The 14,512-nt window shown below is 39.0% G+C and carries 12 protein-coding genes; 4 read left to right on the forward strand and 8 right to left on the reverse strand.

Annotated features, from left to right (window positions below; genetic code table 11):
• Positions 1–63: 63 nt before the first annotated feature.
• From F1E73_RS17540 to F1E73_RS01895, 4 genes are all read right to left on the reverse strand, one after another.
• Positions 64–207 carry a hypothetical protein gene (locus F1E73_RS17540; protein WP_176328476.1) on the reverse strand — a complete coding sequence of 48 codons (144 nt, stop codon included), beginning with the start codon at positions 205–207 and terminating at the stop codon, positions 64–66.
• 72 nt (positions 208–279) lie between these two features.
• Positions 280–861: an RNA polymerase sigma factor gene (locus F1E73_RS01890; protein ID WP_086476866.1), complete on the reverse strand. Its 582-nt coding sequence runs from the start codon at positions 859–861 to the stop codon at positions 280–282.
• 532 nt (positions 862–1,393) lie between these two features.
• Complete coding sequence (locus tag F1E73_RS17545; protein WP_176328477.1) at positions 1,394–1,537, reverse strand: hypothetical protein; 144 nt, start codon at positions 1,535–1,537, stop codon at positions 1,394–1,396.
• Between the two features lie 72 nt (positions 1,538–1,609).
• A complete protein-coding gene (locus F1E73_RS01895; protein WP_150450955.1) occupies positions 1,610–2,191 on the reverse strand; it encodes an RNA polymerase sigma factor in 582 nt (193 codons plus the stop codon).
• A gap of 292 nt (positions 2,192–2,483) precedes the next feature.
• Here F1E73_RS01895 and uvrA point away from each other — a divergent pair, with 292 nt between their 5' ends.
• Both uvrA and F1E73_RS01905 read left to right on the forward strand, forming a co-directional pair.
• Positions 2,484–5,270 carry an excinuclease ABC subunit UvrA gene (gene uvrA / locus F1E73_RS01900; protein ID WP_150450956.1) on the forward strand — a complete coding sequence of 929 codons (2,787 nt, stop codon included), beginning with the start codon at positions 2,484–2,486 and terminating at the stop codon, positions 5,268–5,270.
• A gap of 223 nt (positions 5,271–5,493) precedes the next feature.
• Positions 5,494–6,858: a hypothetical protein gene (locus F1E73_RS01905; protein ID WP_150450957.1), complete on the forward strand. Its 1,365-nt coding sequence runs from the start codon at positions 5,494–5,496 to the stop codon at positions 6,856–6,858.
• Between the two features lie 75 nt (positions 6,859–6,933).
• Here the strand turns inward: F1E73_RS01905 and F1E73_RS01910 are convergent, their stop codons facing one another.
• From F1E73_RS01910 to F1E73_RS01925, 4 genes are read right to left on the reverse strand one after another with little or no spacing between them, the layout of a single operon-like run.
• The gene (locus F1E73_RS01910; RefSeq protein ID WP_317132940.1) at positions 6,934–8,376 is read right to left on the reverse strand and encodes a lipopolysaccharide biosynthesis protein; all 1,443 of its coding nucleotides are present in this window, start codon (positions 8,374–8,376) and stop codon (positions 6,934–6,936) included.
• Positions 8,377–8,390: 14 nt separating this feature from the next.
• Positions 8,391–9,674, reverse strand: coding sequence for a glycosyltransferase family 4 protein (locus tag F1E73_RS01915; protein ID WP_150450959.1), 1,284 nt, complete (start codon positions 9,672–9,674; stop codon positions 8,391–8,393).
• On the reverse strand, positions 9,674–12,106 hold the full coding sequence (locus F1E73_RS01920; protein ID WP_150450960.1) for a YfhO family protein: 2,433 nt from the start codon (positions 12,104–12,106) through the stop codon (positions 9,674–9,676). Before F1E73_RS01920 ends, F1E73_RS01915 begins: the two co-directional genes overlap by 1 nt.
• A gap of 20 nt (positions 12,107–12,126) precedes the next feature.
• On the reverse strand, positions 12,127–12,387 hold the full coding sequence (locus tag F1E73_RS01925) for a DUF4834 family protein (RefSeq protein ID WP_317132941.1): 261 nt from the start codon (positions 12,385–12,387) through the stop codon (positions 12,127–12,129).
• Positions 12,388–12,475: 88 nt separating this feature from the next.
• Here F1E73_RS01925 and F1E73_RS01930 point away from each other — a divergent pair, with 88 nt between their 5' ends.
• Positions 12,476–13,489: a transporter gene (locus F1E73_RS01930; RefSeq protein ID WP_150450962.1), complete on the forward strand. Its 1,014-nt coding sequence runs from the start codon at positions 12,476–12,478 to the stop codon at positions 13,487–13,489.
• A gap of 67 nt (positions 13,490–13,556) precedes the next feature.
• Positions 13,557–14,512: GTP cyclohydrolase (locus F1E73_RS01935; RefSeq protein ID WP_150450963.1), on the forward strand; the 956-nt coding region annotated here is incomplete at its 3' end.

Raw genomic sequence — 14,512 nt, forward strand, 5'->3', positions numbered from 1 at the left:
TAGTTTATTAAGTCTAAAGGAATTAGTTATTCCTTGGGTTATTAGATCACCTTATTATATATCCTAATTTAAATTGTTTTCAAATTGGATGTTCTTATAATCAACAATCTGTAGAGACTTGGAATAACTCAATAAAAAACTCACTGTTTCCTGACTGGCTGTGGCAATCTTGCATTTATCTTGATTCTTGGAGTAAATTTTTTCCATAAGATTATAGTATTGTTTGCATAGATAACGCCACTATATTGGAAATATTGCTCTAGTAGTTGAAAGTAATGCTTAATTAGTTAAAACAATATTATTTTTCTCTATAATCTTTCTTAGGTTGATTAGGGCATAACGCATTCTACCTAATGCCGTATTAATGCTTACTCCCGTGTTTTCCGAAATTTCTTTAAAGCTCATATCCCTATAAATACGCATTAAAAGCACCTCTTTTTGATCTTCTGGTAATTCTTCTATTAAACTAGTAAGATCGGAATCTATTTGTTCTTTTATTAGTCGCTTCTCTACATTTAACTCGTCATCCCCAAGAACCAAAAAGATATTAAAATCATCTTTCCCCTCAAACATCGGCATTCTCTTGTTTCTTCTAAAGTGGTCTATCACCAGGTTGTGTGCAATTCTCATCACCCAAGGCAAAAATTTACCCTCTTCGCTATAAGACCCCTTTTTTAAGGTCTTAATCACTTTAATAAAAGTATCCTGGAAAACATCTTCAGTAATTTCCTTGTCCAGAACCTTAGAGTAAATAAAGCTACTGATGCGTTGGTTATGTCGATTGATTAAAATCTCCAGGGCTTTTTCACTGCCGTTCATGTATTCTTTTACTAATACTGAGTCATCTTTTTGCATTTCCATACATATTATTGTTTTTGGTTAAACTAGGTGCCTTCCTTTTCCGGTTGGACTTACATTGCTATGCTAACAGTTTTAAATGGCCTAGGGGGGATCGACCTAATAAACTAACAACATGATAAATGTATGTAAATGATGAAGTGGTGTGAAAAGTATGTTGTAAAACCAGCTTTTAGCGTGGTCAAACGTCGTTTTTGTGGATTTCAAGCTGTTTTTTTATGAAAAAAGCAGTGATTAACCCCATTCATAAGCGTCTTAGTAACAACTACTCCTAATTAATGGAAAGATATAGGAATGATAAGATACCGTGATTGAGGTACTGATAACACCCCACCTAATGAATTGTAATTGAAGGGTTGGAATACCCCTTTTCCTTTAGCAGCTTTAATTAGACACTAAGAAAGATAATGTGATAATGCAAGGGAACCATGGGAGAACTTTTCCTTAAACACTACCGCTCATTTTATAAAACCACCTCTTAGCTAGCAGTTGTAGTCCTATACCTTTATAACCGTCAATAAAGAGGTAGTATAGCCTAATTAAGATTTGGACCTGTTTTCTTATCCTCACCATCACCAGTGGTCAAGGATTTGGAGTAGTTTAATAGAAATGCAATTTTGGAAGGGGAAGTAACTACAAGCTTACAGCTATCCTTGGCGTCAACGTTATATTTCTCCATAGGGCATGTCTTAGGGACACCAAAGGTATATTAAAATGATGGAGGCCTCCTATATTTCTGTTTTATAGTTTATTAATTCGTTAAAACTATATTATACTTATCAATGAGTTTTCGCAGATTAATGAGTGCATAACGCATTCTACCTAGGGCTGTATTAATACTTACCCCCGTATTTTCAGAGATTTCCTTAAAGCTCATATCCTTAAAGATACGCATCTCCAGGACCTCTAACTGCTCTACCGGCAACTCCTTAATAATTACCTTTAGCTCTGCGTCTATCTGGTCCTTAATCCATTGTCGCTCAACGCTTAACCCCTCATCTCTAATTACGGAAAACAGATTATAATCGTTATTGGTTTCAAATTTAGGCATCCTCTGGCTCTTCCGATAATAATCTATAATGAGGTTATGCGATATTCTCATGACCCAAGGCAAAAATTTACCCTCTTCATTATACTTACCTCTTTTTAAAGTCTTTATAACCTTTATAAAGGTGTCCTGAAAAATATCTTCCGTGATTTCCCTATCCTGAACTTTGGAGTAGATAAAGCTACTAAGGCGTTTATTGTGTCGGTTGATTAATATTTCCAGTGAGCTTTCGTCTCCCTGCATATATTTTTTTACCAATACCGAGTCATCAATCAATAGTTCCATACCAATTACTTTTATTTAGATCAATAAGCGTGTCGCCCTTTGTGATAAAAGGTGAAAGGACAACATAAATTATTTATAAAAAGTAATTGTGTTACGTATAGGCTATTTAGGGTTTGTTGAAGACCAAATATATAAAAAATTAAATATATCCCCGATGTTTTTCTACCAAGTAACCTTTCTAAGGGGTCATCTTATGGCTACCATCCTTTATAAGGTCTAGAAAGGCATGGAATTCCAGGAACATTAGCGAATAATTTGCACATATTGTATCTTTGCGGCCTTAAAGAATCGTATGACCTCTATAAAAGATATCAATCCAAAGCACAACATCATTATCAAGGGAGCCAAGCTCCACAATTTAAAGAATATCGATGTAGTAATCCCCAGGAATAAATTAGTGGTCGTTACCGGACTATCTGGATCGGGAAAGTCTAGTTTAGCATTTGATACCTTATATGCAGAGGGCCAGCGTAGATATGTAGAGAGTCTTTCCTCCTATGCCAGGCAGTTCTTAGGTAGATTGGATAAACCCAAGGTAGATTATATTAAGGGAATTGCCCCAGCCATTGCTATAGAGCAAAAGGTAAACTCTACCAACCCTAGGTCTACCGTAGGGACTACCACCGAAATCTATGACTATTTAAAATTATTATTTGCCAGAATTGGAAAGACCTTCTCCCCTATTTCTGGAAAAGAGGTAAAGAAACATACGGTAACAGATGTTATAGAACATGTAAAAACCTATGAGGAAGGTACAAAACTACTTTTACTGGCACCTATAAAAATTAGTAAGGACAGAGACCCCATAAAATCGCTTCAGCTATTCTCCAAGCAGGGATTTGCAAGGATTTTATATAAAGGAGAGGTAATTAGGATTGAGGAAGATTTAAAAGATATAGGTCCAGAATTTGATTTAGTAGTGGATCGGATCATCTATAAGGATGAGGAAGATTTTTACAATAGATTGGGCAATGCCATAGACACCGCTTTCTTTGAAGGCAAAGGGTCCTGCGCCATTCAAGAGCTGTCTACCGGTCATAGGACCAATTTCAGTAATAAATTTGAGTTGGACGGAATGACCTTCCTAGATCCAAACGTTCATCTATTTAGCTTTAATAACCCCTATGGCGCCTGTCCCACCTGTGAAGGATATGGCGATGTAATTGGTATAGACGAAGAGTTGGTGGTTCCCAATACGGCTCTTTCCGTTTTTGAAAATGCTATCTATCCGTGGCGTGGGGAACGTATGGGTCAGCACAGAGATCAATTGGTAAACACCGCCTATAAATTCGATTTTCCCATCCATAAGCCATGGTATCAACTAAGTCAGGAGCAAAAAGATCTAGTATGGGAAGGCAATAGTTATTTTACAGGACTGAATCGTTTTTTCGAAAAACTGGAAGAGAAGAGCTATAAGATTCAAAATAGGGTAATGTTATCCAGATATAGGGGTAAAACCCGATGTGCTACCTGTAAGGGCAAACGTCTTAGAAAGGAGGCAGATTATGTAAAAATAGCGGATAAATCCATTTCGGATTTAGTAGACCTGCCCATTGGGAAATTGATCTATTTTTTCCAAGAACTTCAATTAAATGCCAAGGATGAAAAGATTGCCTCTAGGTTGCTAAAGGAAATAAACAGCAGGTTGGGGTTCTTAGATAACGTGGGACTAAGCTATTTAACCCTGAACCGAAAGTCTAACACCCTCTCCGGTGGGGAAAGTCAGCGTATCAACTTGGCTACCTCCCTGGGAAGTAGCTTGGTAGGGTCTATGTATATCTTGGACGAACCTAGTATTGGACTTCACCCTAGGGATACAGAAAACCTTATAGAGGTCTTAAAAGCCTTGCGCGATTTGGGCAATACCGTTATAGTGGTAGAGCACGATGAGGATATAATGAAAGCTGCAGACCAGGTAATCGATATTGGTCCTAAAGCAGGTACCCATGGTGGTGAGGTAGTTGCACAGGGAACTCTAGAAGAAATATGCAAATCCAATTCACTTACTGCCGCCTACCTGAATGGCAGCAAGGAAATTGCCATTCCACAGAAACGCCGGTCCTTCAATAATTTTATTGAGATTAAAGGCGCACGAGAAAATAACCTAAAGAATATAGATGTTACTTTTCCCCTAAACGTGCTAACAGTTATTACCGGAGTTTCCGGAAGCGGTAAAAGTACATTGGTGAAACGCCTCCTATACCCCCTAGTACTTAAGGAAATAGGCGGGTTTGGAGAAAAAGCGGGACAGTTTACCAGTATCAAAGGAGATTTTGAGACGCTTAAGAACGTAGAATATGTAGACCAAAACCCTATAGGACGCTCTTCCCGTTCCAATCCGGTTACCTACATTAAGGCCTATGATGATATTCGCAACCTATTTTCGTCCCAAAAGCTTAGTAAACTAAGAGGATATCAACCCAAACATTTCTCCTTTAACGTAGAAGGCGGACGATGTGAAAAGTGCAAGGGGGAAGGCGAAATTACGGTAGAAATGCAATTTATGGCCGATGTGCATTTGGTATGTGAAACCTGTAACGGTAAAAGATTTAAAAAGGAAGTCTTGGAGGTGAAACTGGCGGATGCTAATATCGATGATGTTCTTAATATGACCATTGATGATGCCATCCACTTTTTCGAAGAAAACAATCAGTCTAGAATAGTTACCAAACTAAAACCCCTACAAGATGTTGGCTTGGGCTACGTTACCCTAGGGCAGTCCTCCTCTACCCTTTCCGGTGGAGAAGCCCAACGTATTAAGCTTGCCTCCTTTCTTGTAAAAGGGACTACCAAGGACAAAGCCCTTTTTATATTTGATGAACCAACCACAGGTCTCCATTTTCACGATATAAAGAAGTTATTGAAATCTTTTGATGCCTTACTCTCCAAAGGGCATTCTATTGTGGTTATAGAACATAATATAGATTTGATAAAGTGTGCCGACTATATTATTGATTTAGGACCAGAAGGCGGAGAAAAAGGCGGTCATTTAATTACCCAAGGAGTACCCGAACTGGTTGCCGAGAACAAAACGTCCTATACCGCCAAGTATTTAAAAGAAAAATTAGATAGCCAATAATCAACTTAAATACCCTGAATACAACTCTAGAAAACCATGAAAAATAAGTTTGCCTAGGCCCAAAATAGTATGTTTTCAGGTTTTTATTAAGGGGCTCAGCAATTCACTGTAAAAATAACACCCTGATTTACAGGCAACTATAAAAACCTCTCAATGTTTGGCATGTTGTTTGGTATATATCAGGCAGAGCAAATAATTGCTCCCGATATTAAAACCTTATATCATGAGAAACATACTACTTCTTTTTTCAGCACTTCTTTTTAGTTCTGCCGGTACGATGGCGTCCGTTAATGAAGAGAAGGTTTCAACTTATCACAGTTACAGGAACAACGACTCCTTTATATTTGTTGAAAATGGCATCACCTTTTCGGTATATCCGGATGGGGAATTCGATTTTTATATCGACAAAAGAGTTGGGGTTAATGCCAACGTAAGTTTTGGGCATACCAATATCACGTTTAATTCTGGATATGATTATAGCCCCTATATCCAATACGACGATTATGGAGCAATAATTCAAATAGAAAACGTTCCCGTCTATTACGATTACTACGGTAGAGTTATCCAAATAGGAAATGTAGATATCCAATACCGCAATGGTAGGGTTAGAAGAGTGGGCGGTTTATATGTGTATTACAACAACCGAGGTCATTATAGCCACCATAGTGGATACATCAATGTCTATAATCGTCATTATGTATACAGACCTTTCCACAGGTATTTTGCAAGGCCTATTGTTGGGTTCCATATGGTGTATCATGAGCCTTATAGAAGGTACTATACCCCAATTAGATATACCTATTACAAGCCCTATCGTCATAATTACAGAAAATCTTATGCCAAGGTAGGTCATTATTACAAGCCCAATAAGAAGTACGACAAAAGACGATCTGTTTATAGGAACGACAAACGTGTGGCGGTGAGAAGCAATGATTATAGGAGTCAGGCCAACCATAGATCTAACCGCACCGTGAACAATAGAAACAATGGGTTAAGAAATAACCTGGGAAGTTCCAGAGGCGCCACTGCCCGATCTAGCGACAATGGAAACAGGTCTGTCACTAGAAGCACAACGAGCAGATCTAACCACAGAGGGAACGGAACGGTAAATAAAAGCACCAGCATTCGTTCTAACAATAACGGGAATAGATCGGTAACCAGAAGTACTACAAGTCGTTCTAACAACAATGGGAATAGAACGGTAAATAGAACTACCGCGGTTAAGAACAATTCAAAAAAAGGCCAAAGCAGCATCGGTAGAAGTACTACTGTGAGATCTAATGGCAAAGGAAACAGTTCTGTAACTAGGAGCACCACCGTTCAAAGGAATTCTGGTACAAGAAGTGATGTAAATAAGAGTAGGCCTTCAGTACGCAAGCAACGTAGTACCTCCCCTTCCCGCTCCACTGCGGTAAGAGGAACTACTAGCAAACGAAGCAACAATAGCGATACGGTTAAAAAATCGACAAGCACCCGCTCTAAAGTTAGTCGTGGAAATACCCGTTCCAATTCGGTAGGAAAGGCCCCTTCCAGATCGGTTAGAAAATCGACTACAGCAAGTACAAGAACTAGAAGTTCTAGACAGTAATAAAGATAGTTTTTTAGGTTGGTTAGTTGTTAAGCCTCGTAGCGAGTTAGTTCCTACGGGGCTTTTTATTTCTTATTACCTACCCGTTATTTTAGCCATGTATTTAGAAAGCACCCCGTAAACATCTTCGGATATTTTAAAACGGTACAAGACAAACAAATAAATGGCAATGATAAGCATACTTTTTAGTCCTATATTTATCACTGCATGAAAGGGGAATTCTATCCAGTAAAATGCCAAGGCTAAGGATACCATCAGGATAAATACCTTAATTGTTTCCCTGGTGATAGGATGCATACGGAATTTAGTCTTCACGTAACCTAATTTTATGGAGTTATAGGTGAAAAATGCCAAGAAACTAGCAATAGCCGCTCCATCCAATCCAAATTTTGGAATCAGCCATAAATTCAAAAGAATAGTCAGTATAGCCAAGAACACCCCCATCAGTAACAAGGCCTTGTAATAATCGGAATTATAAAGAATTGCATTATTGTTGCCTAAAACAGCATCATACACTTTAGCCAATCCTAGAATAACCACAATTAGATATCCCTCGCGATAATTATCTGGTAAAAAGGCATAGAGGTCATGTAGATTCAGAATAATCAACAGAAATAAAAGCCCAGAAACAATAAATAAAGTGAGGGAACTTTTTTGATACAGCCTTTTTAAGCCTGTCATATCTTTTTTATGCAGCATTTCTGCAGTTAAGGGATAGGTAATATTGTGCATAGACCTTGCGGGAACCGCAATAGTAACGGCAATAAAACCTGCAACACTATAATAGGCTACGTTTTCAATTTCTATAAACTGATTAATCATTACCTTATCTACTTCCAGCAACACAATGGCGGCCGAACCTCCCAAAATAATCAAGGCACTATAGCTCACCATGGCTTTGGTATTGGTAGGAAGTTTAAAATTCAGTTTTAATTGCTGTAGTTTAAACGCATACACCATCATAATCAATGTCCTTAACAGATACTGGAGCACTAGGGCATTTAAAAAAGCCATCACCGAGATTACCTCCGCATACACCAAAAGTAAGAGCAAGGTCACTACAACACGACTAAATACTTCCTTCATAAAATTCCCAAAAACCGATCTCATTTTCACCTTGGCCCAGGCGTAGAACACCTCAAAATATGCCATTGCCATCCCTATTAGAAAAATATGCCATACATAGCCCTTAACCACCGGATTCTCTTGGGATAAAAAGTTTCCTATAGCCTCATTAGCGACCTGTGAAATTATCGCTAAGGGAAGGATCAATACCAAGGGAAAGAGAACCATGAGGGTTAAAAAGGAATCCCTATTTTTCCCTTCTCGGAATCCTGCAAAATATTTTACAAGGGTATTAGGCACTCCAAATGCCATTAAAGGCATTAATACCGCTGAGGCCGATAAGATGACGTTTACAAGGCCATAATATTCATCTGTTAAGAAACGGGTATAGAGAAACAATAGGTTAATAGCCCCAATTACAAAGCCAAAGTAGGTGATCAGGGTATTTTTCAAAGATTGTTTTAAAACTATTCCCATTGCGTTATATACTTGGCCAGTTTTTCGGTAAGTGCCTTCCTGTGATATTCCTCCGTATTGGAATTTGGCAAAGACAATTTCTCATTTTTATATGCTAAAAACCACTGCCACAAGGTATCCTTAATTTCTTCAAATTGATGATATTCAAAAGATTTTCCCGAATTTGAGGTTTCAATTATGGAGGCTACTTCCCAATTCTTAGGGCCTACTCCTAGGATAGGCCGTTTAGCTGACATATACTCGAACACCTTTCCGGGAATAATCCCCCTTGTTTCTTTGGCATCTATTTCCAGCAATAATAGAATTTGCGATCTTCTTTGTAATTCTAGGGCTTCCCCATGTGAAAGATAGCCAGGTAACTCTAAATACGGTTCTAGCCCAAAAGATTGGATACTTGTCAAGACTTCCTTGCTTACCACTCCAGCAAGTTGGAGCCGAAAATGCTGCCTAAACTCCTGATTTTCCTTCACTAGCTGGGATAGCGCTTCCCAGAGATGTAGCGGATTTCTTCCGGAAAGCATGGAGCCAATATGGGAGATGGTAAAACTAGTATCCAACGCCACCGCTGCCCCCTCATACGTGTCGTACCCATTGGTTATTACGGTAATGGGCTTTGGGGTCCATTGGGAAAACTCGGCCTTGGTAGTGTTGCTAGTAACTACAATCTTATCGGCCTCATTTAAAACCAACTGCTCCAATTTTTTATGCTTCCTTTTAGAAGAGGCCGTAAGCATCAACTTATCATGATACCCTATTGATGTCCAGGGATCCCTAAAATCTGCTATCCATTGTACTTGGGTGCGTTTTTTTAATTGCTGCCCTATTAAATGTACACTGTGTGGTGGACCGGTGGTAATAATGGTTTTTATATTTTCCTTTTCAATTAACCCCGACAAAAAAGAAACGGAGGGTTTCACCCAAAATTTCCTGGCATCAGGTATAAAAAGATTGCCCCGTATCCATAGGAGGATTTTTTCTACGCGGGTCTGGTCCTTGGTTGTTATAATACCCGAGCTGATCTGCTGGGTCTTTTTTTTGGAAAATATACGTGCCAGCCCATAAGGCTCAAAAATTTTCTTTTTATAAACCTTCACTCCTTCTGGAATTCCATGGGTAAACGTAGTATCCGTAATGGGATAGTTAGGGTTTTCTGGGGCGTAGACTATTGGCTGTACATTAAACTGGGGAAGGTACTTTACAAATTTTAACCAACGCTGTACGCCAGGCCCCCCTGCAGGGGGCCAATAATATGTAATGATAAGTACTTTTTGCATTAGTTGGTGGTCTTATTTCCCGATTTCCTAAAGCCGTAGCCCACACCAAAAAATAAAATCAATCCCAGAATTATAGTGGTGGCCATGGTAATTTTGGATCCTATTTCTACAATTTCCGGCTCAAACTTAAACTCAATAGTATGAATACCAGCCGGGACTTGCAGGGCTCTTAGCACATAATTCACCCTAAAATGCTCCGTTGGTTGTCCGTCTATATAGGCATTCCACCCATGTGGATAGTACATTTCCGAGAAAACCGCCATGCCTTCCTCGCTATTTTCCGAACTATAGGTTAAGTGATTGGGGCTATAATCTGTCAGCTTTATATTGGCTATAGAATCTACCTTAAATTCCTGCTTTCCAATCTCAAACTTAGCACTATTAACCACCGCTCTACGCTTTGTATTCAAGGTATCCAAGGCCAAAATCTCCTCATTGGCATTTTGCACCGGTATCAACCGATCTATGAACCATGCATTGCCATTGGCATCTGGGTTAAGGGCGGGATAGCTTCTGCCCTCCTCATCCTGTTGCACCACATATTTTACGTTAAGCATGCTTAGGATCCCTACTTTCCCTTTATAAATGTGGAATTTAAACAGATCTTCCAAGCCCGCAGGTTTTGCAGCATGGTAACCACCTATGGATTGATGGAAATAGGAAGTCCTTGCTCCATTGATTCCCTCATTGGGATCAAAGACCCTAAATATACCAGGATCTTGGGCTATTTGTTTATCAAATTCTGTTTGCTGAAAGGGTTCGGACATCCTACGTTTCCCCACAAAATGTGATTCGTTTACGTAGCGTTTTGCCACCCCAACCAAATCGGATACTATTAAAACCCCAAGAAGCACCATCACGATCTGATGCTTTATTTTTCCTTTTAAGAAAAACCAGAGTACCAAAGCTGCCAATCCAATATAGATTAGGGATCTGAAAATATCGGAGCTATACACAGCCTTTCGGTCGGCTTTTATTAGAGCTAGAATATCATCTCCGTAATACTGCCTAAGAGTTTCATCACTTTGACCTGTAAAAGTGAAAAAACCTTTTATTAGGAACAAAAAGATTCCCAGACCTACCGTTATAAAAACAGCCGATTTCAACGCCTTTAATTTTTTAGGCGCCTCTACTTTTGTGTTAAAGAGTGCTGCAAGTGATAAAATTGCCAATACAGGCGCACATAGTTCCAAGATTACCTGGATAGAGGAAACGGCTCTAAATTTATTATAAAGTGGAAAATAATCGATCATAAAATCGGTTAGCAATCCAAAATTCTTACCCCAAGAAAGAAGCAGTGCCATTAGGGTTCCTCCCAATAGCCACCATTTTACCTTGCCACGAACCAAAAACAGCCCCAAAACGAAAAGAAAAAACACCACTGCCCCAATATAAGCAGGTGCAGCCACTATGGGTTGATCTCCCCAATACAAAGGCAGGGCTTTTGAAAAATCTAAGGCTTTGGATCTAGGGATCCCGTTTTCCGTTAAATAGCTATAGGTTTTGGAGCTGGCTCCAAGATCCTCACTATTAGAGCCTCCAAAGAGTCGAGGTACAAAAAGGTTTAGAGATTCTGCAATACCATAACTGTATTGAGTAATATAATCCCGATCTAGTCCAGCACCTTTTGCAACAGGATTCCCTTGGGCATCTATAGTAAGTTCTGAGGCACCCCTGGTACTCCAGTCGGCATATTCCTTTGTGGCCAGTAGGCTGGTTGCATTTGCGGCAACCCCCAAGAAAACGGCTACTAAAAGTAGGCCTACCGATTTCCCAAAGTGGGCTAATTGTTTTTGTTTAATGGCATCCCATAAATATACCCCGCCTAGAATCAGTACCAGCAACATAAAATAATAGGTCATTTGGTAGTGATTGGCCCCCACTTCGAGCGCCATGGCAATAGCGGTCAGCAAAAAACCCCATAGGTACTTTTTCCTAAAAACCAGAATAATTCCACCTAAAAGCATGGGCATATACCCTATGGCGTGAGCTTTTGCATTATGGCCTACCCCTAGAATTATAATCATATAGGTAGAAAACCCAAACGCTAGAGCGCCCAAAACAGCAAGTTTATAATCTATTTTAAGACAACATAATAATATATAGAAGCCAATGAGGTAAATAAACAAATAGTCTGCTGGCCTGGGTAGAAATCGAATGATTCGATCCAGTTTTTTTATATAATCGTGCGGATAATACGCCCCTAATTGATAGGTGGGCATCCCTCCAAAAGCACTATTAGTCCAATAAGGCTCTTCCCCGGTTTTTTTTCTAAAATCATTCTGTTCCTTTGCCATTCCGGTAAACTGGACAATATCGGACTGTTCTATTACCTTTCCCTGTAAAACGGGATGGAAATAGGCAAGGGCTACAATGATAAAAAATACGGTGACAAAAAAATGGATAAAAAAGGCGCTAAGACCGTTTCTCATGGCTAGTTAATGGTAAATGGTTATTCAATTTCCTCAAAATCGATATACTCGCCGACTTTATTGGATGATTTGCGTTTATTCTTTGGTTTCTTCTCAATTATAACATCCCCTACTTGGGACTCTTCCTGTTGATTTTGGCTGGAAAAACCTTCAAATTTCTCCCTAAAATGCTTTTCTGTTTTCTTTGCGGCATACCTAAGCAGCATGGGCCCCAACCATTTCGCCACAAATTTAAGCGAATAGTAAACCAAGAGTATAATTAGTATGGTTTTCAATAACATAATTGTTAACTAATTTTATATCAAAAATACAATTATAGCGTTGTATTAATTAGTCAAATGTCTTAAAATAATAATAAATAAAGCACCTATGGGATATTATGTTTCCAAGAAACACGTAAATCTGCTGATAATGATTGTCTTATTTTCCCTTCCTTGGTTGGGATATTCACAATACACCGATATCATCAACTCTAACAGGCCGGGTTTATCGGTAAGTGCCTATGCAGTGGGAACCAATGTGCTACAAGCAGAAGTTGGTATTGGAATAGAGCAAAGGGATCATTCCAGATTGGCTACGGAGTCTAACATACTTGGAACCGATATTTCTTTGCGCTATGGACTTATATTTGAAACCTTGGAGATAAATTACGAGGGAACTTTTGATCACCAAAACAAAACGCAGCTGAATACAGGGGTGACTATCACCAATTCTGATTTTTCCAGAAACCGACTTGGCCTTAAGTTTTTAATTTTCGACCCCTTTAAAGATCCAGAGCGCAATAAGCCTAACCTATACAGTTGGAGAGCCAATAATAAATTTATGCTTAAGAACCTTATTCCTGCTATCTCCGTGTATGCAGGAGCCAATTTTGTTTTTGGGGACAACCCTTATTATCGCAACGAAGACATCGTATCCCCACGAGTAATGGTGGCCACACAAAGTACAGTGCACCCTAGATGGGTATTAATATCCAACATAGCCTATGACCGAATAGGAACGGAGTTTCCTGAGTGGAATTACACCTTATCACTCTCCCATACCCTTAAAAACCCCAAGTGGAGTATATTCTTGGAGAATCAAGGTATTAAAAGTGATCGGTATGCAGATGCTTTGCTCCGTACTGGGGTAGCCCATTTAATGGGTGAGAATTTTCAGGTGGATTTTAATGTTGGAGCTAGTTATAAGGATACACCAAGTAGGCTGTTTGGTGCTGTAGGCATGTCTTATAGAATAGATATGCACCAGGATAAACCAATCGCAATAGAGAGTCAAAATCCACAAGGAGGCGGCGGTCCCATTAACAAAAACTCCATGTTAAAGAAGAATAGGAAAAACAACAGAAAAGCCAAGAAACAAAGCTCCAGTGAAATAGATTTTTAACAAAAACTTCCATCCACTTTTTCCTGTTGGATAATATCCCTAATATTGAACATACAAACGCAAAAGTATGGTCACGCTAAAAGAAGTAAAAAATAAATCTGAATTAAAAGAGTTCGTTAAGTTTCCATTTTCACTCTATAAAGACTCCCCCTATTGGGTGCCTCCTATAATAAAGGATGAATTGGAATCTTTTGATAAAACCAAAAATCCAGTTTTTAAGGATGCCGAGGCTTGGTTTTTCTTAGCATATAAAGACAATAAGATTGTGGGCCGTGTGGCAGCCATTGTCAATGGCATAGAAATAAACCATCAGAACGTAAAGAAAATGCGTTTTGGTTGGTTCGATTTTATAGATGATTACGAGGTGAGCGAGGCCATGTTTAACAAGGTGGCAGAGATAGGTAAAGAGCATAAGTTAGCGTACATGGAAGGACCAGTTGGATTTTCCAATATGGACAAGGTAGGAGTACTTACCGAAGGTTTTGACCATATAGGTACTATGATTACCTGGTACAACTACCCCTATTATGCCAAACATTTTGAACGTTTTGGGTTTGTTAAGGAAAAAGGATACATAGAGAGTATATTCCCTTTTAGCAATGCCGATCCTAAGTTCTTTAAAAAGGCCAATACCTTGGTAAAAAAACGGTATGGGGTAAAAGAGCTCAATTTTACCACTACCAAGGAGGTAATGCCCATGGTAGATCAGATGTTCGATCTCTTCAATGAGACCTACGCAAAACTCTCCTCTTTTGTTCCCATGACCGATATTCAAAAGAAATACTATAAGGAAAAATATATCTCTTTTATAAACCCAGAATACATTAAGTTTGTTTTGGATAAAGACGATAAGCTCATTGCATTTGGGATTGTGATGCCTTCTTTTTCTAAAGCATTACAAAAAGCAAATGGAAAATTATTTCCCTTTGGTTGGTACCACCTGCTAAACGCAAAGAGAAATAGCAAGGAGGTGATTTTTTACCTTATTGGTGTTCATCCTGAGTACCAGAATAAGGGAGTTAC

Source organism: Arenibacter lacus (genome assembly GCF_008711145.1).
Lineage (GTDB): Bacteria > Bacteroidota > Bacteroidia > Flavobacteriales > Flavobacteriaceae > Arenibacter > Arenibacter amylolyticus.